The following is a 22,112-nucleotide window of genomic DNA, read 5'->3' as shown; positions in this document are numbered from 1 at the left end:
ACAAGGAGGATCCGATGAGCGCGATCAAGACCAGTGCCAAGCAGTTCAAGTACGTCATGGGCGCCATGACGGCCGTCTTCTTCGGTTCTTGTTCTGCCAGCTGACGCAGATACGGGGGTGGGGGCGGCTCGTCGCCCCCACCCCTTCGTGACGTTCCAGGGAGGCATGAGTGCTGGAGACCGGTGTCCGACAGGTCCGGGTGGCGATGGCCATGGTGTTCGGCCGGCGGCTGAACGTCCGGGCCGTGGAGCGGCTGGTCGCCGACGCCCTCGCCACGCTGGAGGAGTTCGGTTCCCTCGGCGACGACGTCGACGAACTGGCCGACGGGCCGTTCGCCGACCCGGACGAGCGCCGGGACCTGCAGAACCGCGCGCTCCAGCGGACCGCGCGCAGGCTCGCCAAGCGCTCCCCCTTCTACCGGGAGCGGCTCGCCGGTGTGGACCTCGACGGGCTCACCACCGAGACCGTCACCCGCATCCCGGTGACCCGCAAGGCCGACCTGATCGAGCGCCCGGCCGACTTCCTGTGCAGCACGCCGTATCTGGCGACCCAGACGACGGGCACCACCGGCCGCCCCGTGCAGATCTGGCTCTCCCGCTACGAGATGGAGCTCTGGCCCGCGCTGATCGCCCTGTCCGTGGTGCTGCGCGGCGACATCCGCCCCGGCGACCGGATGCAGATCAACCTCAGCTCCCGGGCCACGGCCGCCGTGCAGGAGGACGTCGAGGTGTGCCGGCTCGTCAACGCCTCGTGCCACGTCGTGGGCCAGGTCCCGCCGGAGGAATCCGTCGAGCACCTCCTCGGCCGCGGCGGCCCCCGGCCCACCCTGCTCACGGGCAACCCCAGCTACCTGGCCCGGATGCTCGCCACCGCCCGGCAACGCGGTTACGGACCGGACGACTTCGGACTCCGGTCGATCTACGCCGGAGGGGAGATCGTGTCGCCGGCGCTCACCAGCGCCCTGCGCGAGACGTTCGGCGCCGAGACCATCGGCGACAACTTCGGCATGACCGAACTGCTGCCGGTCGGCGGACGCACCTGCAGTCGGCGCCACCTCCACATCGATCCCAACATGGGGTACACCGAGGTGCTCGACCTGGAGACGGGCGAGCCCGCCGCACCCGGACGGCTCGGGGAGCTGACGGTCACGCCGTACTACCCCTACCGGGAGTGCATGCCGGTCCTGCGGTACAACACCGGCGACGTCGTCCGCACCCTGGACGGCGAACCGGACTGCGAACTGGCGGCGGTGCCCGCGGTCTCCCAGATCCTCGGCAAGGCGGGCCTGCTGCACCGCACCGCCGAGTCCGTCGTGACCCCGCGCGACATCGTCGAGGCCCTGGACGGCACCCCGGGCCTGCCGTGGCCGCTGCGCCACCGGGCCCAGGTCGGGGCCGACGGCCGGCTCCACGTGGAAGTCGCGTCCCGGAACGTCACCGCGGCCGACGTGACCGGGCGGCTGGCGACCTCGGACATCGACGCGCGCGTCACGGTCCTGCCGCTGGACGAGGAGGAGGCCGCGCGCCACTTCCCCCTGCGCTGCGACCTGTTGGAGCACACCTTCACCCGGAGCCACGCATGACGGTCTTCTTCCAGCTCGCGGTCACCACCACCCTGGCGCTCGCGGTCGTCGTCGGCACGATCGCCTACTTCCGCGCCGTACGCACCGGCAGGCCGCCCGTCGGCGTCTTCAACGGCAGGGACATCTTCCTGATGATGGGCTTCGTCCTGGCCCTGCCGTACGTCTACCTCGCGCTGCCCGGCGCGACCCTCCCCGTCGTGCTCGCCCTGGTCTTCGCGGGCGGACTGTCCGTCGGCTACCAGCCCCTCATCGGGAACGGCCGGCTGCGCCGGGCGCTGATCGCCGCACTGATCGCGAGCGTGCTCGCCACCCACCTGGCCTTCGGCGAGACCGCGCCGCCGTACTGGGTGGCGAACAGCCTGGTCGTCGGCCTGGTCGTCGTCTCCGCCACCAACCTCAACGTCCAGGGCGGCATGCGGCTGAAGAACGTCGCCTGGTTCCTGCTCGCGCTCGCCGCGTACGACGCCTTCTTCGCCTGGGTCGTACCGCTGACCCAGGAACTCGCCGAGGCCGTCCAGGGATATCCGTACGCCCCGGCCGCCGGCCTGCGCATCGGTGAGGACCTGGGCGGTGTGATCGGCATGGGTGATCTGCTGGCCTACGCCCTCTTCACCACCACCGCGTACAAGGCGTACGGAAAGCCCGGACTGCGGACCGGAATCGCCCTGGTGGTCCTCTTCGGAGCCCTGTCACCCGTGGCCGCCCTGCACCTGATCGAGGCGGTCACCGGCGACGCGCCCGCGCTCATCCCGGCCCAGGTGTTCTTCGGCCCGGCGGCGTTCATCGGCTACCAGCTCCTGCGCCGCCGCGGACCGGAACGGCGCATGGCCGATGTGCCGTTCCGGGACGGCCGCGCGGCGGCTCAGCGGCCGGCCCCGGTCCGCGAACCCGCCGCCCGCCCTACGGGTTGAGCCGCCACCGCGATCCCGCCGACGGCCGCGAGGCCGAACCGGGAATACACGTTGCCGTGGGTCCCGCTCTCCTCACCATGAGCACTCTTGGACTGATCGGCAGCGGACACATCGGCAGTACCCTCGCACGCCTCGGCGTGGCCGCCGGGCTGGATGTCGTCCTCAGCAACTCACGCGGACCCGAGACCCTCGCGGACCTGGTGGCGGAACTAGGGCCTGTCCTTCGGATCTTGCCGGGCTCGCGTGCCCTGGCACGCACATCTGCTGCGTTGTCGTCGGTCACCGACGCTCCGCGTCGATTCCCTCCTCCGCCTTGCAGCTGCACGCACCAGACCCTCCCCCTACGCCCTGCGGGCGTGGGGGGACCCCCACTCGCTGATCCGGCCTGATCCAAAAGACAGGCCCTGCCCCCGCGCGCGGGCCGCGACACCAGCCGAGGCGGCGGCCGCCGGCGACTGGGTCGTGGTCACCGTCCCGTTGAGGAACTACCGCCAGGTGCCGGTGGCGCCGCTGGCGGGGAAGGTCGTTCTCGACACGAACAACTACTACCCCGAGCGGGACGGACAGATCGCCGAGCTGGACGCGGAGGAGACCACCACGAGCGAACTGCTCCAGCGGCATCTGCCGGACGCCAGGGTCGTCAAGGCGTTCAACAACATCTACTTCGCGCACCTGGCCGTGCTGGCCCGGCCCTCGGGCGCCGCCGACCGCTCGGTGCTGCCGATCGCCGGCGACGATTTGGACGCGAAGGCGGCCGCCACCCGGCTGCTCGACCTCCTCGGATACGACGCGCTGGACGCCGGACTCCTCGCCGACAGCTGGCGCTTCCAGCGCGACACCCCGGCCTACGTCGTCCCGTACGCGAAGAACCCGCAGGGCCGCGGCTTCGCCCTGGACGACCCGGGCGCGAGCGCGGACACCGGGACGCTGCGCACGGCCCTGGCGGCGGCCCGGCGCGGCTGAGGACGCCGCCCGGCGCGTACCCGGGCGTGCGTCCGTACGGGCGTGACGGCGCCGAGCCTGACGCCGGCGGCGGATCGCCGCTCGTATCGTGTGGGCGTGATCGTTCGCGGGGGCCGAGGCGGCGGCGGGGGAGGGCGGCTCGGCTATAGGGCGGCGGCCGTCGTGTTCGCCATCGGCATGGTCGGGACGACGCTGCCCACCCCGCTGTACGGGCTCTACCAGCAACAGATCGGCTTCTCGGAGCTGATGGTGACGGTCGTCTTCGCCGTGTACGCGATCGCGGTCATCACCGCCCTTCTGGTGGCGGGGAACTACTCGGACGCGGTCGGCCGCAGGCCCGTCCTGCTGGTGGCGATGGCCTTCTCCGCCGGGAGCGCGTGCTGCTTCCTCCTGGAGAGCGGCCTGCCCCTGCTCTTCGCGGGACGGCTGCTGTCGGGTTTCGCCGCGGGGCTGCTCAGCGGCACGGCGACGGCGGCCGTCATCGAGATCGCGGGGCCCGCCAGGAGGGCGCGTGCCGGGTTCGCGGCCACCGCCGCGAACATGGGCGGCCTGGGCTGCGGGCCCCTGCTGTCCGGGGTGCTCGCGCAGTACGCGCCCCGGCCGCTGACGCTGACGTTCTGGGTCTATCTGGCTCTGGTGGCGGCGGCCTGTGCGTTGATCTGGCTGCTGCCCGAAACCGTCGGGGAACCGGAGCGATGGCCGCCGCTGCGGCCCCAGGGCGTCTCCGTGCCGCCCGAGGTGAAGGGCGTGTTCGTGCCCGCGTCGGTGGCGGCGTTCGCCGGATTCGCCCTGCTGGGCCTCTTCACCGCGGTGGCACCGAGCTTCGTCGCGAGGACCCTCGACGTCCACAATCTGGCCGTCACGGGCGCCGTCGTCTTCTCCGTCTTCCTCGCATCGACGATCGGACAGTCGCTGACCGGGAAGGTCGGCGCGCGCCGTGCGCTGCCCGTCGGCTGCGGCGTACTGGTCGTGGGCCTCATGCTGGTGGCCACGTCGCTGATCACCCACTCGCTGCCCCTGCTCGTCCTGGGAGCCCTGTGCGGCGGAACGGGACAGGGCCTCGCCTTCCGCGCCGCGCTCAGCCTGGTCAGCGACGCCGCCCCCGCGCGGCACCGGGGCGGGACGATCTCGGCGTTCTTCGTCGTCGCCTACCTGGGCATCTCCCTGCCGGTGGTCGGCGTCGGAGCCATGGCCATGGCGCTCGGACTGCGCGCGGCGGGGCTGGTCTTCGCCGGCTGTGTGATGGTGGTCGCCGCGTGCGCGGGTACGTACGCGGCACTTCGCCCGCCTCCCGGCCGGTGAGGAGCCGTACGGGCGTGCTCCTCACCGGCCACGTCCGGCTCAGGAAGCGGACAGTTCCGCCCTGACCGCGCGCGCCGCGGCGACGAGGTTGTCGAGCGAGGCGCGGGTCTCGGGCCAGCCGCGGGTCTTCAGCCCGCAGTCGGGGTTGACCCACAGACGCTCCGCGGGGATGGCCTCAAGTCCCTTGCGGAGCAGGGCCGCCGCCTCGGAGACGTCCGGGACGCGTGGGGAATGGATGTCGTACACGCCGGGGCCCGCCTCGCGCGAATAGCCGTGTCCGGCGAGTTCACGGGCGACCTGCATGTGGGAGCGGGCGGCCTCCAGGCTGATGACGTCCGCGTCGAGGTCGTCGATGGCCTGCACGATGTCGCCGAACTCCGCGTAGCACATGTGGGTGTGGATCTGGGTGTCCGGGCGCACGCCGCTGGTGGCCAGGCGGAAGGACTCGGTGGCCCAGGCCAGGTAGTCCGCGCGGTCGGCGGCGCGCAGCGGCAGCGTCTCGCGCAGGGCCGGCTCGTCCACCTGGATCACCGAACTGCCCGCCGTCTCCAGGTCGTTCACCTCGTCGCGCAGGGCGAGGGCGACCTGGCGGGCGGTGTCGCCGAGCGGCTGGTCGTCGCGGACGAAGGACCAGGCGAGCATGGTGACGGGGCCGGTGAGCATGCCCTTGACCGGGCTGTCGGTCAGCGACTGGGCGTACGCCGCCCAGCGCACCGTCATCGGCTCGGGGCGGGAGATGTCTCCGGCCAGGACCGGCGGGCGGACGTAGCGCGTGCCGTACGACTGCACCCAGCCGTGCTGGGTGGCGAGATAGCCCGTCAGCTGTTCGGCGAAGTACTGCACCATGTCGTTGCGCTCCGGCTCGCCGTGCACCAGGACGTCGATGCCGGTCTTCTCCTGGAAGGCGATCACGTCCCGGATCTCGGCCTTGATCCGGTCCTCGTAGCCGGCGGTGTCGAGGCGGCCGGCGCGCAGGTCCGCGCGGGTGGTGCGCAGTTCGGTGGTCTGCGGGAAGGAGCCGATGGTGGTGGTGGGCAGCAGCGGGAGGCCGAGGCGGGTGCGCTGGGCGGCCGCGCGCGCGGAGTAGGGCTGGGAGCGGCGGCCGTCGGCGTCCGTCACGGCAGCCACCCGTTCCCGTACCGCCGGGTCGTGGGTGATCGCGGAGCCCGCCCGGGAGGCGAGGTCGGCGCGGTTGGCGGCGAGTTCGGCGGCGATGGTGTCGGTGCCCTGGGCCAGGCCCTTGGCGAGGGTGACGATCTCGGCGGTCTTCTGCCGGGCGAAGGCGAGCCAGCGCCGCACCTGCGGGTCGATGTCGCGCTCGGCGGCGGCGTCGAGGGGGACGTGCAGCAGGGAGCAGGAGGCGGAGACATCGACGCGGTCGGCGATGCCGAGCAGGGTGCCGAGGGTGGCCAGCGACTTCTCGAAGTCGTTGATCCAGATGTTGCGGCCGCCCACGACTCCGGCGACCAGGCGCTTGCCGGGCAGCCCGCCGACGGCGGCCAGGGCGTCGAGGTTGGCGGAGGCGGCATCGGTGAAGTCGAGCGCCAGGCCGTCGACCGGGGCCTTGGCGAGGACCGGCAGCGCGTCGCCGAGCCGGTCGAAGTACGAGGCGACCAGCAGCTTGGGCCGGTGGGTGAGGGCGCCGAGGTCGCGGTAGGCGCGCCCGGCGGCGTTCAGCTCGGCGGGCGTGCGGTCCTGGACGAGCGCGGGCTCGTCCAGCTGCACCCACTCGGCCCCGGCGTCCCGCAGAGCGGCGAGCACTTCCGCGTACACCGGCAGCAGCCGGTCCAGCAGGGTCAGCGGCTCGAATCCGGCAGCGACACCCGGAGCGGGCTTGGCCAGCAGCAGATAGGTGACCGGGCCGACGAGTACCGGACGGGGCGAGAGCCCGAGAGCCAGCGCTTCGCCCAGCTCTCCGACCTGCTTGGCGCAGTCCGCCGTGAACACGGTGTCAGGACCCAGCTCGGGGACCAGGTAGTGGTAGTTGGTGTCGAACCACTTCGTCATCTCCAGCGGCGCCACGTCCTCGGTGCCGCGGGCCATGGCGAAGTACCCGTCCAGCGCGTCCGCCGCGAAGGCGGCGCGGTGGCGGGCGGGGACGGCGCCGACCATCACGCTGGTGTCGAGGACGTGGTCGTAGTACGAGAAGTCACCGGTCGGGACCTCGTGGACACCGGCGTCGGCCAACTGCTGCCAGTTCGAACGGCGCAGGTCCCGGGCCGTCCGCTCCAGGGCATCGGCGGTGACGCGACCCTTCCAGTAGCCCTCGACGGCCTTCTTCAATTCACGGTTCTGTCCCTGGCGGGGGTAGCCGTACACGGTGGCCCGTGATGCCGCGGATGCGGGCTTCGCTGTCACGGAACTCTCCTTCGCGAGTTACTCCTGTGGGCACCCGGGGACGGGTGAGGGCGCGAAGGGGCCGCAGACCGGACGGAACGCCGCCGTGCGTCGATGACACACGTGTCCGTCAGATATGTAGGCCGACCCGCCCTCGAGGTCACCGGGATCACCGGGTGCGCATGGGCGCACACGGGCAACGGGCAGGTCTTCGGACTCGCGGGCTCGTCCGGCCGGATTCCCGGCGGACACCTACTGGCTGTCGCTTCCCGGGCCCGTACAAGGACCCAGTGCTCATGACGGCGGTCGTTCCCGCTCACCGCTGCGGGGCAGTCCCGGATTCCCACCGGGTTCCCTCTTACGACGCGCGTACCTGGCGGGCACGGCGAACCAGCTGCACCGGCCAGCCTAGAGCCCCTGAGGGGACGCGGACACCACTGTTCATCATCCGGACGGTGATGCGAGACACGCGGGCGGCGCGACCGCGGAAACGCGGGAGGGCGTGGAACAGTCTCTCCCACTGTTCCACGCCCTCCCGCAGCAGCGGGTCCCTCAACCCCTCTGCGTCACCGGAGCCCCTCAGCTCCGGTCGTCCTTGGCCCCGTTCACGACCGCACGTCCGAGCGGTGGACGAGGTGGCGGGCGTAGGCGTCGGTGGTGAAGAACTCGGGCAGCGTCCTGGCGAGGGCGGTACGTTCGAAGATGTCGCGCACCTCGTCCACCCTGGCCCACGGATACTGCGCACCGAGCGCGGCGGTTTCCTCGTCGAGCATCGCGAGCACGGTCTCCCGGTCGACGGCGCCGTGGCGTATCCACTGCCAGACCTGGCAGCGGGCCATCTCGGCCGCCGCGGCGTCCTCCATCTGACCGCCCAGCGGGACGGCGCCCTGGCCGCGCAGCCAGGCGTCGAAGTAGCGCAGGGCGAGGGCGATGCCGGCGCGTACGCCGTCGAGGGTGGGCGGGCCCGCCGTGCGGCGGACGGCGAGCAGGTCCTCGGCGGTGACGTGGACGTCCTCGCGGGTGCGGTCGAGCTGGTGGGGCCGGCCGCCGAGGACGCCATCGAAGATCTCGCGGCACAGCGGGACGAGGGCCGCATCGGCGACCCAGGTGCCGTCGAAGCCGTCCTCCGCCTCGCGTTCCTTGTCGAGCCGGACCCGGATGAGTGCCGCTTCGTGTGCCGCCGCGTGCGGGCCGGGCAGGTGGGCGGCCATGCCGCCGATGGCGTGCGCGCCGCGCTTGTGGCAGGTGCGTACGAGCAGTTCGGTGTAGGCCCGCAGGAACGGGGCGGTCATGGTGACCCGGTCCCGGTCGGGAAGGGTGAAGTCCGGCCGGTGGGCGAAGTTCTTGATCAGACTGAACAGGTAGTCCCAGCGGCCGGCGTTGAGCCCGGCGCTGTGTTCGCGCAGCTCGTAGAGGATCTCCTCCATCTCCAGAGCCGCGGTGACGGTCTCGATGAGGGCGGTCGCCCGGATCGTGCCGCGCGGAATGCCGAGGAGGTCCTGGGCGAGGACGAACACGTCGTTCCACAGGCGGGCTTCCTGGTGGTGCTCCATCTTGGGGAGGTAGAAGTACGGGCCGCGGCCGGCGTCGATCTGCCGCCGGGCGCAGTGGAAGAAGTAGAGCCCGAAGTCGACGAGGGACGCGGACAGCGGGCGGCCGTCTATCACCAGGTGCTTCTCGGTGAGGTGCCAGCCGCGGGGGCGGACCATGAGGGTGGCGATTGTGTCGCCGGGCCGGTGCTTCTCGCCGTCGGGCGCGGTGACGTCGATGCGCCGCTCGACGGCGTCCAGCAGGGTCAGCTGGCCGCCCACGATGTTCTCCCAGGTGGGGGAGGTGGCGTCCTCGAAGTCGGCCATCCACACCTGGGCACCGGAGTTGAGGGCGCGAGCCGCCGTGTCGCGGTCCGGGGGGCCGGTGATCTCGACCCGGCGGTCGGTCAGCCCGGGGCCGGGCGGTGCGACGCGCCAGTCGGAGTCGTTGCGGATGTTGGTGGTGGCGCGGGAGAAGTCGAGCGGGAAGCCGGATGCGAGTCGGCCGGCGAGGCGGCGGCGTTCGGTGAACAACTCGAACCGGCGGCCCGCGAAGGCGGCGTCGAGGCGGGCGAGGAAGTCCAGCGCCTCGGGGGTGAGGATCTCGTCGAAGCGGTCGCCGGGTGCGCCGAGGACCTGGACACGAGCGGTCAGCTCGGTGGTGGACATGAGGGGCTCCTCAGCGTGAGCGGTGAGGGTGAGGGCCGGACGGACGGCTGTCCGGCCCTCACCTGGCTACGGATGCTCTTGACGTGCGGGGGCCGGGCCTCGCGAACGAGGCCGGGGGAGCGAGGCCGGGGAGCGAGCGGTCCCGGGTACGACGCGCGGGAGCCGTCGCGGGTGTTCCTAGTGGAACTGCTCTTCCTCGGTGGAGCCGCTCAGCGCCGTGGTCGAGGAGGCGGGATTGACGGCGGTGGAGACGAGGTCGAAGTAGCCGGTGCCGACCTCGCGCTGGTGCTTGACCGCGGTGAAGCCGTGCGCCTGCGCGGCGAACTCGCGTTCCTGGAGTTCGACGTAGGCGGTCATGCCGTGCTCGGCGTAGCCGCGGGCCAGGTCGAACATGCCGTGGTTGAGGGAGTGGAATCCGGCCAGCGTGATGAACTGGAAGCGGTACCCCATGGCGCCGAGCTCGCGCTGGAACTTGGCGATCCGGTCGTCGTCCAGGGCCGCCTTCCAGTTGAAGGAGGGCGAGCAGTTGTACGCCAGCATCTGATCCGGGTACCGGGCGTGGATCGCCTCGGCGAACTCCCGGGCCTGCGCCAGGTCCGGGGTGCCCGTCTCCACCCAGATGAGGTCGGCGTACGGGGCGTAGGCGAGGCCGCGGGCGATGACGGGGGCCATGCCGTTCTGCACCCGGTAGAAGCCCTCCGCCGTGCGCTCGCCCGTGACGAACCGCGCGTCGCGCTCGTCGACGTCGCTGGTGAGCAGGTTCGCGGCGAGGGCGTCCGTACGGGCGACGATGACGGTCGGGACGTCGGCGATGTCGGCGGCGAGGCGGGCCGCGTTGAGGGTGCGGATGTGCTGGGCGGTGGGGACGAGGACCTTGCCGCCGAGGTGGCCGCACTTCTTCTCGGAGGCCAGCTGGTCCTCGTAGTGGATGCCCGCCGCGCCGGCGGCGATCATCGCCTTGGTCAGTTCGAAGGCGTTGAGCGGGCCGCCGAATCCGGCCTCCGCGTCGGCGACGATCGGCGCCAGCCAGTCGGTGGTGTCGCCCGCGCCCTCGGCGGTGGCGATCTGATCGGCGCGCAGCAGCGCGTTGTTGATGCGCCGCACCACCTGCGGAACCGAGTTGGCCGGGTAGAGGCTCTGGTCGGGGTACGTGTGCCCGGCCTGGTTCGCGTCGGCGGCGACCTGCCAGCCCGACAGATAGATGGCCTGCAGCCCGGCCTTCACCATCTGCACGGCCTGACCACCGGTCAGCGCGCCGAGAGCGTGGACGTATTCGCGCTCGTGGAGCTGCCGCCACAGGCGCTCGGCGCCGCGCCGGGCCAGGGTGTGCTCCTCCCGGACGCTGCCGGACAGCCGCACCACGTCCTCGGCGCTGTACGTGCGCTCGATCCCGGCCCAGCGCGGGTCCGCCGCCCACCGCTGTGCCAGCTGCTCGGCCGTCTCCGTCGCCGTCCCTGCCTGCGCCATGACCGTCTCCCGGTTTCGCTCGAAGTGCCTGTGTGCCTGTGTGGCTGTGTGTCTGTGGAGCTGTGTGCCTGTGTTCGTCAACAGTGCGAAGGCGTGACACCTGGTGTCGTGCCTCGTGGGGCGGCCCGCCCGCCCGTGCCCGGGTGGAGCGAGCAATGGTGACGGGCTGGCCGGGGCCGGAATTGCCGGGATCTCCGACGTCAGGGTGTGAATCGTGCCAGGATATCCGCTCCGGCCGCCGGGTCCGGCGGGCCGCATGACGACTCTGCCAGTGGCACTGAGTGCCAACAACCATGGACGTCTGCCAACTTCTGCGCATCTTCTTCGCCAGGTTTGCCAACTTTGCCAAGGGCGGATTCGGTGCGTGCGTGCGTAGGCTTGCACGAGCCTCGGGCACTGCGCCCCCGTACGGGGAAGCGCACCAGCGCCTGCGCCGATGGAAGGGAGTGCGGTGAGCAAGACCTATGCCGGAGCGCGGCTGCGGCGGCTACGGGAGGAACGACGGCTCAGCCAGGTCGAACTGGCCCGGATGCTGGCGATCTCGCCGAGCTATCTGAACCAGATGGAACACGACTCGCGCCCGCTGACCGTTCCTGTGCTGCTGAGGCTGACCGAGGCGTTCGGGGTGGATCCGGGATTCTTCTCCGAACGGGATACCAGCAGACTCCTCGCGGACCTGCGGGAAGCCCTCGCGACCGAGGTCGCCGAGGCCCGGGTCTCCCCGTCCGATCTCGCGGAACTGGCGTCGCGCATGCCCGCCGTCGCCGAGGTCCTGCTGGGCCTCGGCCGGCGCAACCAGGCCCTCGCCGAGCGGCTGGCCCCGGCGGCCGACGGCCGTGGCCCCGCCGACAGCGCTCTGCCGCGCTCGCCGCACGAGGAGATCCGGGAGTTCTTCTACCGTCGGCAGAACTACCTCGACGACACCGACCTCGCCGCGGAGAGCCTCGCACGGACGATCGGCATCCGCCCCGGCGAGGTGTTGCGCGCACTGTCCGCACGTCTCGCCGAAGGGCACGGCGTGCGCCTGGCCGCCGACTCCGACCGGCTGCACCACTACGATCCCGCAGGCCGCGTCCTGCACCTGTCCAACCGGCTCCGCCCCGGTCAGCAGGCCTTCCGGATGGCAACTCAGCTCGCCCTGCTGGAGTACGACGGCGAGCTCTCCCGCCTCGCCTCCGAGGACTACGACAAGGGATCCACCACGTGGTCACTGGCGAGGATCGGGATCGCCAACTACTACGCCGCCGCTCTGGTCCTCCCCTACCGCGCCTTCCACGCAGCCGCCGAGGAATGCCGCTACGACATCGAGCGGCTCACCGACCGGTTCGGCCTCGGCTACGAGACCGTCTGCCACCGCCTCAGCACCCTCCAACGCCCCCGACTGCGCGGAGTGCCCTTCTCCTTCGTGCGCGTCGACCGCGCCGGCAACATGTCCAAGCGGCAGTCCGCGACCGGCTTCCACTTCTCCCGGGTCGGCGGCACGTGCCCGTTGTGGAACGTCTACGAGGCCTTCGCCGCCCCGGGCCGCATCCATGTGCAGATCGCCTCGATGCCGGACGGGCAGCGCTACCTGTGGACCGCCCGTGCCGTGACCCGTCACCGGGGCGGGTGGGGGGAGCCCGGCAAGACCTTCGCCATCGGGCTGGGGTGCGAGATCCGGCATGCCGCACGCCTCGTCTACTCCGACGGCCTGGACCTGGACAACGTCTCGGCCGCCACACCGATCGGCATGGGGTGCCGCATCTGCGAACGCCTCGACTGCCCCCAGCGGGCCGTGCCACCCCTCGGCCGGACGCTGGCGGCCGACGAGAACAGCACCACCTTCGTGCCCTACCCCGTGTCCGACGGACCGAACTGAGGCTCCCCCAGGGGGTGTCAGTGCTGTCGGCCGCCCCGGTCGGCGAGCCGGCGGAGCAGGCGCTGCCGGTGGCCGGGGTCGGTGGCCAGGTCGATGGCGGTCCAGGCCATGGCGAGGCCGCCGTCGAGGACGGCGCGGTCGGCGGCCGCCGTGGTGCCGTAGCGGGTGAAATCCGGGTGGTGCATGATCGCGTCGCCGCAGTCGTAGCCGATCATGGGGTGGATGGTGGGGACGACGTGGGAGACGTTGCCCATGTCGGTCGAGCCGCCGCGCAGGTTCGGGTCGGACTGCGGGACCGTGCGGCCCAGCGCTTCGGCGGCGGCCAGGTAGCTGCGGCCGATGGCGATGTCCTGGCGCAGGTCGGCGTAGTCGTGGCCGACGGTCTCCAGGGCGAGTCGAGGTCGCGACAGGCGCGCTGGACGTCTTCGTCGAGTTGCTCGCGCCCGATCACGAAGCCCTGCTGTCGCTGGTCGACGACGTCGTCGGGCGGCTGGAGGGGGTACGGGACATCCACTCCTCGCTCATGCTGCGGCTGCTGCTCACGGCCAGCGACTGGGCGCCGTACGACGACGAGCCCACCGATGTGCGCCGCAGCGCGATGGAGGGCAGGCCGCTGCCGGAACCGATCTCCGTCGACGACCTCGACCGGCGCCTGGTCGAGCTGCTGCGCCACGACGCCCGGATGTCCACCACGCGCCTGGCCCGGGAGCTGAGCGTGGGCGAGACCACCGCGCGGCGGCGGCTGGCCCGGCTGATGGGCTCGCACATCCTGCATCTGCGGCTGCACGCCGACCCGGCCTTCCTCGGCTACCCGGTCGAGGCACGGTTCCAGCTCGGCGTGCCGCACAGCCGGCTCGACGCGGCGACCCGGCTCCTGGCGGGCGAACCCGCCGTACGGCAGCTGCTCGTCACCTCGGGCACGACCAGCCTGCTCGGCTACTCCAGCCATCGCGACCTGCGGGACCTCCACGCGTTCACCGCCCGGGTCTTCGCCCGGCTGGACAGCGTGAGCTCGGCCGAGACGGCGCTGCTGATGCGGACGTACAAGCGGGCCGGGTTCGCTCGGGAGAGCTGACGGGCCATCGCCACCGGCGGGGCGGTGCCACACTGGGGCGATGGGCTCCTCCCTGTCTTCCCCTGATCGTGACGCGCTCCGTGACCGGGTCGCCGTGGTGGCCGGTGCCACCCGTGGTGCCGGGCGTGGCATCGCGGCCGCGTTGGGTGAGGCCGGTGCGACGGTCGTCTGCACCGGACGCAGCAGCCGCGCCGGTACGGGCTCGATCCGGTCGGACTACGACCGTTCCGAGACCGTCGAGGAGACTGCCGAGCTGGTCACGAGCCTCGGCGGGACCGGGATCGCCGTCCAGGTCGACCATCTGGAGTCCGCACAGGTACGGAGTCTCGCCGCACGACTGCGTGCGGAGTTCGGCCGTGTCGACGTCCTGGTGAACGCCATCTGGGGCGCGGAGGTGCTCAAGGGACCCCCGCACACCTGGGACACACCGATCTGGCGACACGACCTGGAGGTCGGTCTGCGCATCCTGCGGCTGGCGGTCGACACCCACCTGATCACCTCGCACCACCTGCTGCCGCTGCTGGTCGAGCGGCCCGGCGGGCTGTTGGCCGAGATCACCGACGGCACCGCCGCCTACAACGCGGACCACTACCGGATCTCGGTGTACTACGACCTCGCGAAGGTGGCCGTGAACCGCCTGGCCTTCTCCCAGGGCCACGAACTCGAACCGCACGGCGCGACCGCCGTCGCCGTCACGCCGGGCTGGCTGCGTTCGGAGATGATGCTCGACAACTTCGGCGTGACCGAAGCCAACTGGCGCGACGCTCTCGACGGCTCGGTCGACGGGTACCCCTCGGCGCCAGGGGGATTCGAGGTGTCCGAGTCACCCCGGTACATCGGCCGTGGCATCGCCGCACTGGCCGCGGACCCCGGCCGGGCACGGTGGAACCAGCAGTCCGTGACCTCGGCCGAGCTGGCCCGCGCGTACGGCTTCACCGACATCGACGGCCGCGCGCCCGACAGTTGGGCGGGCCATCGCTGATGGCCCGGTGCCTGGTCACACGGCGTCGGGTCGCGCGGCACCGGTCCGCGTCGCGGTGACCGCCACCGTCGCGTAACGCATCGTGAAGCTGCCCCCCAGCGCGTCGACGGCGGCCCCGACGCTCTCCAGCACCTGCGCCGTCCTGTCCGGCGGGAGCCGGGTGACGGCGCCATGGGTGGACATCTGGTCCAGCCAGGCTTCCCGGGTGCAGTGCCACTCCCAGTCGAACCGCCACTGCTCCGGGTCGCTGAAGCCGCCCCCCTCCCGTATCCCGTCGGCGGCCTTGGTGAACAGCGCCTGGTAGCCGTCGAGCGGTTGCTTCGTCATCCCCTGGAGATCGAACGGCGCGTCGGGCAGCACCCGCCGGTAGACCTCGGCGACGGCCTCCGCCACGTCGGGCGGAAGCCGGAACACGTTCCAGAACGCCGCCAGCCGGCCGCCGGGCCTGAGTACCCGCGCGGCCTTGGCCGCTCCCGCGACCGGGTCGATCCAGTGCCAGGCCTGGCCGGCGACGACCGCGTCGAATTCCCGCCCGTGCGGGTCCCAGGATTCGAACGTCGCTACGTCGACCTCGACCCCGAGCCGGCGCGCCGGCTCGGCCATCCGGGCGTCGGGCTCCACCCCGAGCACCCCGCAGCCTGCCGCCAGGAACTGCCGGGCGACGATTCCGGTACCGCAGCCGACGTCGAGGACGTCCTTGATGTCGCGGCAGGGGCTGCCGGTGGCGATCCGGTCGATCAGCGCGTCGGGATAGCGGGGCCTGGCACGGTCGTAGCGTTCGGCGTCCGAGCCGAAGGACTCCGCCAACTGCCGCTGTTCATGGGGCTGGTGCTCGGGAAGCGGTGCTCGCTCCGGAGGTAAAGTGGGCATGTGCCCACTATGAGTGGGCGATCGCCCACTCGTCAATCGGAACGGGCCGGGCGAGGGCGGAAGGAGATGAACGGTGCCGACAGGGGTGGCCATCCGAGACGTGCGTGAGCAGCTGTTCGACGCGGCCGAACGCGTCCTGCTCCGCGACGGGCCGAGCGCGCTGACCAGCCGGGCGGTCACCACCGAGGCGGGCTGCGCCAAGGGCGTCCTGCACCGGCACTTCGCCGACTTCGACGCGTTTCTCGCCGAGCTCGTGCTGGACCGCATCGGCCGGATCACCCATCAGGCCGCCGCCCTGCGCGACTCGGCCGGGACCGGCACGGTCGCCGACAACCTCACCGTCGCCCTGACGGACCTGTTCGGGTCGGTCGCCGTGGCGATCGTCGGCCTCGTCACCTCCCGGGACGACCTGCGCGCCCGGCTCCGCCGCACCACGCCGACCGGCATCCCGGTACTGACGGAGGCCACGGCCGTGATCGCCGCCTACCTCACCGCCGAGCGCGAACTGGGCCGCGTCGCGGCGGACGCCGACGTCGACATCCTCGCTCCCACGCTGATCGGGACCGGTCACGTGCTCTTCGCCGACCGCAAGGGCGCCCCGCCGGAGGCCGGCGCCGTCCGCAGGGTCGTGACCACGGTCATCGCCGGGGTCGTGCGCGAACCACGGCAGTGAACACCGGCCCCGTCCGACGATCCCGCGCCGAACCGTGAACCACTTCCGCCTCACCGGGCAACAACTAGTCACAGGGGCAGCCATGCCCCGAGGCAGGTGAACGTCCTTCAGCAGGGGGAAAGTTGCACAGAGGCAGACAAGTCCATCGCCGACAGCTGGCAGCCACGGTCGCCTGCGCGGCCGTGGTTCTCTCCACGGCGCCAGCCGTTTCCGCCCAGGCCGTCGCCGAGCCTGAGCTCATATCCGCTCCGGCGAAGAGCGCGCAGCGGGCCGGGGCCGCTCAGCGGACCATCACCCTCATCACCGGGGACCGGGTCGGCGTCGACGCCAAGGGGCAGGTGGTCGACATCGAGCGCGCCAAGGGCCGCGAGCGCGTACCCATCCAGGCCCGGACCGTCGACGGGCACACGCACGTGGTCCCGGCCGACGCGCAGCGGCTGATCTCCGACGGAAAGCTCGACCCCCGGCTGTTCGACGTGACCGAACTGTCCCGGGCCGAGAACGTGAAGGCGCAGCGCGGCGCGCTCAAGGTGATCGTCGGCTACGCGGGCGCCGCCGCGCCGCAGGCCAAGGCGGAGGTGAAGGCCGCGGGGGGCAGCAAGGTCCTGCGCTCCCTCAAGTCCCTGAACGCCGACGCCGTACTGACACCCCGCCAGGACGCGGGCGAGCTGTGGGCGGCCCTCACCGACCGCAAGGGCACCGATGCCACCGTCGCCTCCGGAATCGGTCGCGTCTGGCTGGACAGCGTGCGCAAGGCGACCCTCGACACGAGCGTCGCGCAGATCGGCACGCCCACGGCGTGGTCCGCCGGGTACGACGGCAAGGGCGTCAAGATCGCGGTACTCGACACCGGCGTCGACGCGACCCACCCGGACCTCAAGGGCCAAGTGATCGCGGAGCAGAACTTCAGCCCCGCCGCGGACGCCAAGGACCGCAACGGCCACGGGACGCACGTCGCCTCGATCGCGGCGGGCACGGGTGCCGCGTCGGGCGGCACGCACAAGGGAGTGGCCCCCGGGGCCGAGCTGCTGAGCGGCAAGGTCCTGGACGACGAGGGCTACGGAACCGACTCGAGCATTCTCGCGGGCATCGAGTGGGCGGCCGCACAGGGCGCGGACGTCGTCAACCTCAGCCTGGGCGGGTTCGACAGCGAGGAGGTGGACCCGCTGGAGGCGGCGGTCAACCGGCTGTCCGCCGACAAGGGCATCCTCTTCGCGGTCGCCGCCGGGAACACCGGTGACTCCGTCGGCTCGCCGGGCAGCGCGGACGCCGCGCTGACCGTCGGAGCGGTCGACGACGGCGACGCGCTCGCGGACTTCTCCAGCCGGAGGCGTGCGGAGGACGGCGCCATCAAGCCCGACGTCACGGCGCCCGGCGTGGACATCACCGCTGCCGCCGCCCCGGGCAGCCTCATCGAGCGCGAGGTCGGACAGAAGCCGGACGGGTACCTGACGATCTCGGGTACGTCGATGGCGGCCCCGCACGTCGCCGGTGCCGCCGCGCTCCTCAAGCAGCGCCACCCCGACTGGAAGTCGGCCGAACTCAAGGGCGTACTGACCGGCTCCACGAAGGGCGGCCCGTACCCGGCGTCCGCGCAGGGCAGCGGTCGTGTCCAGGTCGACCGGGCCATGCAGCAGACCGTGTTCGCCGAGCCCGTCTCGCTGAACTTCGGCCTCGCCCAGTGGCCGCACACCGACGACCCGGCCCTCACCGAGAAGCTGACCTACCGCAACGCCGGCGACAAGGACGTCACCCTCGACCTCGCCGTCACCGCTACCGACCCCGAGGGCCAGCCCGCCCCTGACGGCTTCTTCGCCCTCGGAGCGACCTTGCTGACCGTCCCGGCGGGCGGCACGGCCTCGGTGGACCTGATCGCGGACACGAAGCTGGGCGGCACGCTGGACGGCGCGTACTCCGCGTTCGTCACCGCCACCGGTGGCGGCCAGAGCGTACGTACGGCAGCGGTGGTGGAGCGCGAGAAGGAGGCGTACGACGTGACGTTCCATCACATCGGCCGCGACGGCAAGCCCACCGCCGACTACGCGACCGCCGTCGGACGCGCCTGGTACGGCCAGGAACTGAAGCGTGACCCGTCCGGCACGGTCAAGCTCCGGCTGCCGAAGGGGACATACGTCCTCGAGTCGGTCATGGCGCAGGACCCCTCGGACACGGCGAAGGGCGTCGACTTGCTGATCCAGCCGGTGCTGGAGGTCGACAAGGCAACGACGGTGACCCTGGACGCGCGCACCGCCAAGCCGGTGGACATCACCGTGCCGGATCCGAAGGCCGAGCCGTCCGGGGCAAGTTTCTTGATGACGTACCAGCAGGGTCAATGGATTGAGCTCCTGTTGTTGTCGGTCGACTCCTTCGCGAACGTCCGCACCGCGCACCTGGGTCCCGATGTGGAGACGGGTATGACCCAGGGCTGGAACGCGGGCTGGACCGTGGACGGCACCACCGGCTACCAGGTGGCGCTGGGCGGTCCGGTGAAGCGGCTCGGTACCGGCTACGAACGACACCTGGGGAAGGGCGATTTCGCCACGGTCAAGGCCGGGCTCGGCGCTTCGGTCCCGGGGAAGACCGGGGAGCTCCAGGCCACCGGGTGGCCTGGTGGGCTCGAATTCGTTGGGGTGTTGAACGGCGCCAGGCAGAAGCTGCCGAGTACGCGGACACTGTACGTATCCGTTCTCGATCAGGCCCTTTGGGACATCGGATTCTTTCAGCTCAGGGGCGAGGGCGACTCGGAATCGATCGAGGTGGCCTACTGGGCGCAGAGCCAGACGTTCCAAGCGGGCAAGAAGCACGCCCTGACCTTCAACACGGGGGTCGTCGGACCCCAGCTCGCCCACGAATTGGACGGAATCAAGCGCGACGGCAACGAGATCTACGGCAGGCTGCCGGTCTTCGCCGACGGGAAGGGGCACTGGGGCGGCTCGGACCATGCCTCGGTGAAGACGGAGCTCCACCGCGACGGAACGAAGATCGGTGAGAACGAGGACTCGCTCGCCGACGGCGTCGTCTTCACCGTTCCCGCCGACGACGCGGCGTACCGGCTGACGACGTCCCTCACGCGCAGCCCGGCGCTGGCGCGTACCTCCTCGCGCGTCGACGCGAGCTGGACGTTCCGTTCGAAGGAGACGGCGGGCGAGGCGAAGCTGCCCGTCTCCACGGTCCGCTTCGACGCGGCCGTGGGTCTGGACAGCACCGCCCCCGCCGGCCGGACCCAGCTCGTGCCGGTCACGGTCCAGGGCGCGGCCGCGGGCGACAAGCTCAAGTCCCTTGAGGTGTACGTCTCGTACGACCGGGCCAGGACGTGGACCAAGGTCCCGGTGAGGAATGGCAAGGTGGCCGTCCGCAACCCGGCGAAGGGGCAGGGCATCGCGCTGCGCGCCGAGGTCACGGACAAGGACGGAAACCTGTCGACGGTGGCGATCCACGACGCCTACTTCGGCAGGTAGCCGCGAAGTGTGACCGCAGGGCGGCCCGCCGGAGCCTCAAGGCCCCGGCGGGCCGTCGCGTCCCTCCCCGACCGGCTCGATGCCTACGAAGGAGCGAGGAACTCCGCGAGGCGACGGGTGCCAGGGGCGCACGCCCGGCGCAGTTCCTCGGCCTGCTCGGCGGAGAGGCCGCCGGAGGCCCCGGTCCGTCCCGGGGCCACGCGTCCGGCGACCCGCCGCGCCCAGGCCTCAGGCTCGGGGATGCCGGTGAACCGCCCGAACCGGGTGAGCTCCGGCACCGGATCGGCCACGATCCGGTCGTACGAGATGTGCAGCAGCCGCTCGGCGGGCAGGCCCGCGAGGTGCCTGACCGCGCCGGTGCTGTGCGCCCACATCGTCCCGAACCGCTCCAGCGGGATGTCGGCCCCCGCCAGCGCCGAGGCGTCCAGCGTGTCCGGCGTGAACGCGCGCAGCCGCTCCGGAAGGCGCCGTGCGTGGGACGGATCGGGGGCGGTGAACGGATCCACCCCCAGTTCCTCCCGCATGTCGCTGATCAGCACCGCCAGCCGGAACAGGGGATGCCGGCTCATCGACACGGCGCAGTCCGGCCCGTGCCGGTACATATGGACGAAGCGGGCCTCCGGAAAGTGCCTGAGGAAGTCCCGCAGGTACCGCACGGAGGCCCCCGAGCGCTCGATGACGACGTCACGGCCGAGGAAGGCCGCCCACCAGGTGAAGAGCCGGGCGTAGTGCCGGGGGAGCGGGGCCCTCGGCCACCGCGTCACCTCGTCCCGGATGCTGTCGAGCAGGGCGTCGGGGTCGTCGGTGAGCGGAGGCAGGGTCATCACGCTGAGCGCGGGCACGTCCCCGGCGGCGTAGCGACCGGTGCCGAGCGGATACCGGTACTCCGGGACCACCACGCCCCTGCGCATCACCGTGTTGGGCTTCAGCCGCGGCGCGCTGATCAGCCTCCAGAACTCCGGCCCGTCCACATCGCCGTGCGTGAAGACCCACGGGTCCAGACAGGCGAAGAACTCGCTGAGGCTCAGCACCTTCGGGTGTTCGTTCACGAGATCCGACAGCATCGTCGACCCGCAACGGCCGGTTCCCAGGACGATGGTGAGTGGCGCCAACTTCTCGATCCTTCCATGAGCGGAGACGACTGTGGGTGATCCTCTTTTCGGGGTCTCTCCGATATCTCTCCGTCGTCGCCCCGGCGGCTCTCTATTCGCTCCTCGTTCGCGCGCCACGGATTCCCTTGTTCGGCGCGCGAGGCTCGGGAGGGCTGAAGTACGGGCGCCGACAGGCAGGTTGACCAGGTGCGAGCATTGACTGGCACATGCATCCTACATAGGCTTTCTTGCGGTTTGCCGCGACATGAATTCGGCCGATGGGGAAATGGCCGATGGGGGGCGACATGCTTTTCGGTGGTGTGATCCAGCCATTCGACCGTGACCGATGTCCATTCCGGCCGATTTAGTGGAAAGAGTCCCGCTGTGAATCCGATGACGCATCAGTCCACGCAGTCCAACGAGTCCATAGCGTGTTCGAAGAACGATGACGGAGTTCTCCTCGCGGAGTTCACGGGCGCGCACGAGCAGAACCCGTTCAGCCGCGCCCGGATGCGGGAGCTCACCGCGCTGATGCGTGACATCGACGCGGACGACAAGGTGCGGTGCGTCGTGCTCCACGGCGGCCCGGGGCGCTCCTTCGGCGTGGGAGGCGACTTCAACGAGGTCTCGATGTTCACCGGCGGCGACGAGGTGAACGGCTGGATCGACGACATCACCGACCTGTACGGGACGATCGCGGGGATCTCCAAGCCGGTGGTCGCGGCGATCGACGGCTATGCGATCGGCGTCGGCCTGCAGATCGCCCTGTGCTGCGACTACCGGGTGGGCAGCGAGGACGCCCGGCTGGTGATGCCGGAGCTGCGGGTGGGCATCGCCTGCAACTTCGGCGGGTTCATGCTGCGTTACACGGTCGGCACCACCGTCATGCAGCGCATGCTCTACACCTGCGAGGAATGGCCCGCCGACCGGGCGCTGGCCGACGGGCTGCTGCACGAGGTCCAGCCCGCGCAGAACACGCTGGACCGTGCGCTGGAGTTCGCCCGCACCCTCGCCCGCTACACCCCGGAGGCGGTGCAGGGCACCCGGCCGCGGGTCAACGCGCCGTTCGTGGAGGGGCTGGAGCGGGTCCGCACCGAGGCCAAGGAGTCGCACCGCAGGGCGTTCGCCGCGGGCGAGGCGCAGGTACGGATGCGGCGCATCATCGGGCAGAGCTGACGGCCGGACACGTAACCGAGGAGCCGGCCCGTCGGCCGGCTCCTCAGCATCGATCGATTGCTCGACCCCCGCAGGCTCCTCAGCCTCGGACGAGCGTGCGCCGGAAGTCGTCGAAAGGCTCCTCAGCCCCGGACGAGCGCGCGCCGGAAGTCGTCGAAAGGCTCCTCAC

Annotated in this window: 16 protein-coding genes, 1 pseudogene and 1 riboswitch; of the genes and pseudogenes, 11 read left to right on the top strand and 6 right to left on the bottom strand. The window is 71.5% G+C overall.

Annotation, left to right across the window (positions count from 1 at the left end; genetic code table 11):
- Positions 1–169: 169 nt before the first annotated feature.
- From ABT342_RS20850 to ABT342_RS20830, 5 genes and pseudogenes are all read left to right on the top strand, one after another.
- Complete coding sequence (locus tag ABT342_RS20850) at positions 170–1,582, top strand: phenylacetate--CoA ligase family protein (protein WP_351575690.1); 1,413 nt, start codon at positions 170–172, stop codon at positions 1,580–1,582.
- Positions 1,579–2,493, top strand: a complete 915-nt coding sequence (locus tag ABT342_RS20845) for a hypothetical protein (RefSeq protein WP_351575687.1) — start codon at positions 1,579–1,581, stop codon at positions 2,491–2,493. The genes ABT342_RS20850 and ABT342_RS20845 overlap by 4 nt, the downstream gene beginning before the upstream one ends.
- Positions 2,494–2,570: 77 nt before the next feature.
- A pseudogene (locus tag ABT342_RS20840) lies at positions 2,571–2,709 on the top strand (NAD(P)-binding domain-containing protein); the annotation flags it as partial.
- 246 nt (positions 2,710–2,955) lie between these two features.
- Positions 2,956–3,456, top strand: a complete 501-nt coding sequence (locus ABT342_RS20835; RefSeq protein ID WP_502965585.1) for an NADPH-dependent F420 reductase — start codon at positions 2,956–2,958, stop codon at positions 3,454–3,456.
- 177 nt (positions 3,457–3,633) lie between these two features.
- Complete coding sequence (locus ABT342_RS20830) at positions 3,634–4,758, top strand: MFS transporter (protein ID WP_502965584.1); 1,125 nt, start codon at positions 3,634–3,636, stop codon at positions 4,756–4,758.
- Positions 4,759–4,797: 39 nt separating this feature from the next.
- On the opposite strand, the gene metE is transcribed toward ABT342_RS20830, so the two are convergent.
- The 3 genes from metE to aceA form a co-directional block, all read right to left on the bottom strand.
- On the bottom strand, positions 4,798–7,116 hold the full coding sequence (gene metE, locus ABT342_RS20825; protein WP_351575684.1) for a 5-methyltetrahydropteroyltriglutamate--homocysteine S-methyltransferase: 2,319 nt from the start codon (positions 7,114–7,116) through the stop codon (positions 4,798–4,800).
- Between the two features lie 164 nt (positions 7,117–7,280).
- A riboswitch (cobalamin riboswitch) is annotated at positions 7,281–7,487 on the bottom strand.
- A gap of 213 nt (positions 7,488–7,700) precedes the next feature.
- Entirely contained in the window at positions 7,701–9,293 is a 1,593-nt protein-coding gene (gene aceB / locus ABT342_RS20820) for a malate synthase A (protein ID WP_351575681.1), read from the bottom strand.
- A gap of 177 nt (positions 9,294–9,470) precedes the next feature.
- Complete coding sequence (gene aceA, locus ABT342_RS20815; protein ID WP_351575678.1) at positions 9,471–10,760, bottom strand: isocitrate lyase; 1,290 nt, start codon at positions 10,758–10,760, stop codon at positions 9,471–9,473.
- 451 nt (positions 10,761–11,211) lie between these two features.
- On the opposite strand from aceA, the gene ABT342_RS20810 reads away from it, so the two are divergent.
- Entirely contained in the window at positions 11,212–12,618 is a 1,407-nt protein-coding gene (locus ABT342_RS20810; RefSeq protein WP_351575675.1) for a short-chain fatty acyl-CoA regulator family protein, read from the top strand.
- A 17-nt stretch (positions 12,619–12,635) separates the two neighbouring features.
- On the opposite strand, the gene ABT342_RS20805 is transcribed toward ABT342_RS20810, so the two are convergent.
- Positions 12,636–12,872, bottom strand: coding sequence for a hypothetical protein (locus ABT342_RS20805; protein ID WP_351575673.1), 237 nt, complete (start codon positions 12,870–12,872; stop codon positions 12,636–12,638).
- Between the two features lie 179 nt (positions 12,873–13,051).
- Here ABT342_RS20805 and ABT342_RS20800 point away from each other — a divergent pair, with 179 nt between their 5' ends.
- Positions 13,052–13,693 carry an Lrp/AsnC family transcriptional regulator gene (locus ABT342_RS20800; RefSeq protein ID WP_351575670.1) on the top strand — a complete coding sequence of 214 codons (642 nt, stop codon included), beginning with the start codon at positions 13,052–13,054 and terminating at the stop codon, positions 13,691–13,693.
- 40 nt (positions 13,694–13,733) lie between these two features.
- A complete protein-coding gene (locus ABT342_RS20795; protein ID WP_351575667.1) occupies positions 13,734–14,675 on the top strand; it encodes an SDR family oxidoreductase in 942 nt (313 codons plus the stop codon).
- 15 nt (positions 14,676–14,690) lie between these two features.
- On the opposite strand, the gene ABT342_RS20790 is transcribed toward ABT342_RS20795, so the two are convergent.
- A complete protein-coding gene (locus ABT342_RS20790; RefSeq protein WP_351575664.1) occupies positions 14,691–15,545 on the bottom strand; it encodes a class I SAM-dependent methyltransferase in 855 nt (284 codons plus the stop codon).
- Positions 15,546–15,618: 73 nt separating this feature from the next.
- Between ABT342_RS20790 and ABT342_RS20785 the strand changes: the two genes are divergently transcribed.
- Together ABT342_RS20785 and ABT342_RS20780 are read left to right on the top strand one after the other, a co-directional pair.
- Entirely contained in the window at positions 15,619–16,218 is a 600-nt protein-coding gene (locus tag ABT342_RS20785) for a TetR/AcrR family transcriptional regulator (protein ID WP_351575661.1), read from the top strand.
- Positions 16,219–16,400: 182 nt separating this feature from the next.
- Complete coding sequence (locus tag ABT342_RS20780; protein ID WP_351575659.1) at positions 16,401–19,676, top strand: S8 family peptidase; 3,276 nt, start codon at positions 16,401–16,403, stop codon at positions 19,674–19,676.
- 83 nt (positions 19,677–19,759) lie between these two features.
- On the opposite strand, the gene ABT342_RS20775 is transcribed toward ABT342_RS20780, so the two are convergent.
- Positions 19,760–20,788, bottom strand: coding sequence for a sulfotransferase family protein (locus tag ABT342_RS20775; RefSeq protein WP_351575656.1), 1,029 nt, complete (start codon positions 20,786–20,788; stop codon positions 19,760–19,762).
- Between the two features lie 372 nt (positions 20,789–21,160).
- Here ABT342_RS20775 and ABT342_RS20770 point away from each other — a divergent pair, with 372 nt between their 5' ends.
- A complete protein-coding gene (locus tag ABT342_RS20770) occupies positions 21,161–21,943 on the top strand; it encodes an enoyl-CoA hydratase/isomerase family protein (RefSeq protein WP_351575653.1) in 783 nt (260 codons plus the stop codon).
- Positions 21,944–22,112: the final 169 nt, after the last annotated feature.

It is taken from the genome of Streptomyces sp. NPDC000410 (assembly GCF_040300305.1).
Taxonomy (GTDB): Bacteria; Actinomycetota; Actinomycetes; order Streptomycetales; family Streptomycetaceae; genus Streptomyces.
Note: the sequence above shows the minus strand (reverse complement) of the source record. Positions and strands in the feature narration are given on the sequence as shown.

Excerpts from the sequence above, each read along its gene's own strand:
- ABT342_RS20830 (WP_502965584.1), top strand. The coding sequence starts at position 3,634 with ATGGTCGGGACGACGCTGCCCACCCCGCTGTACGGGCTCTACCAGCAA.
- aceB (WP_351575681.1), bottom strand. The coding sequence starts at position 9,293 with ATGTCCACCACCGAGCTGACCGCTCGTGTCCAGGTCCTCGGCGCACCC.
- ABT342_RS20795 (WP_351575667.1), top strand. The coding sequence starts at position 13,734 with ATGGGCTCCTCCCTGTCTTCCCCTGATCGTGACGCGCTCCGTGACCGG.
- ABT342_RS20790 (WP_351575664.1), bottom strand. The coding sequence starts at position 15,545 with ATGCCCACTTTACCTCCGGAGCGAGCACCGCTTCCCGAGCACCAGCCC.
- ABT342_RS20805 (WP_351575673.1), bottom strand. The coding sequence starts at position 12,872 with ATGGGCAACGTCTCCCACGTCGTCCCCACCATCCACCCCATGATCGGC.
- ABT342_RS20770 (WP_351575653.1), top strand. The coding sequence starts at position 21,161 with ATGACGCATCAGTCCACGCAGTCCAACGAGTCCATAGCGTGTTCGAAG.
- aceA (WP_351575678.1), bottom strand. The coding sequence starts at position 10,760 with ATGGCGCAGGCAGGGACGGCGACGGAGACGGCCGAGCAGCTGGCACAG.
- ABT342_RS20845 (WP_351575687.1), top strand. The coding sequence starts at position 1,579 with ATGACGGTCTTCTTCCAGCTCGCGGTCACCACCACCCTGGCGCTCGCG.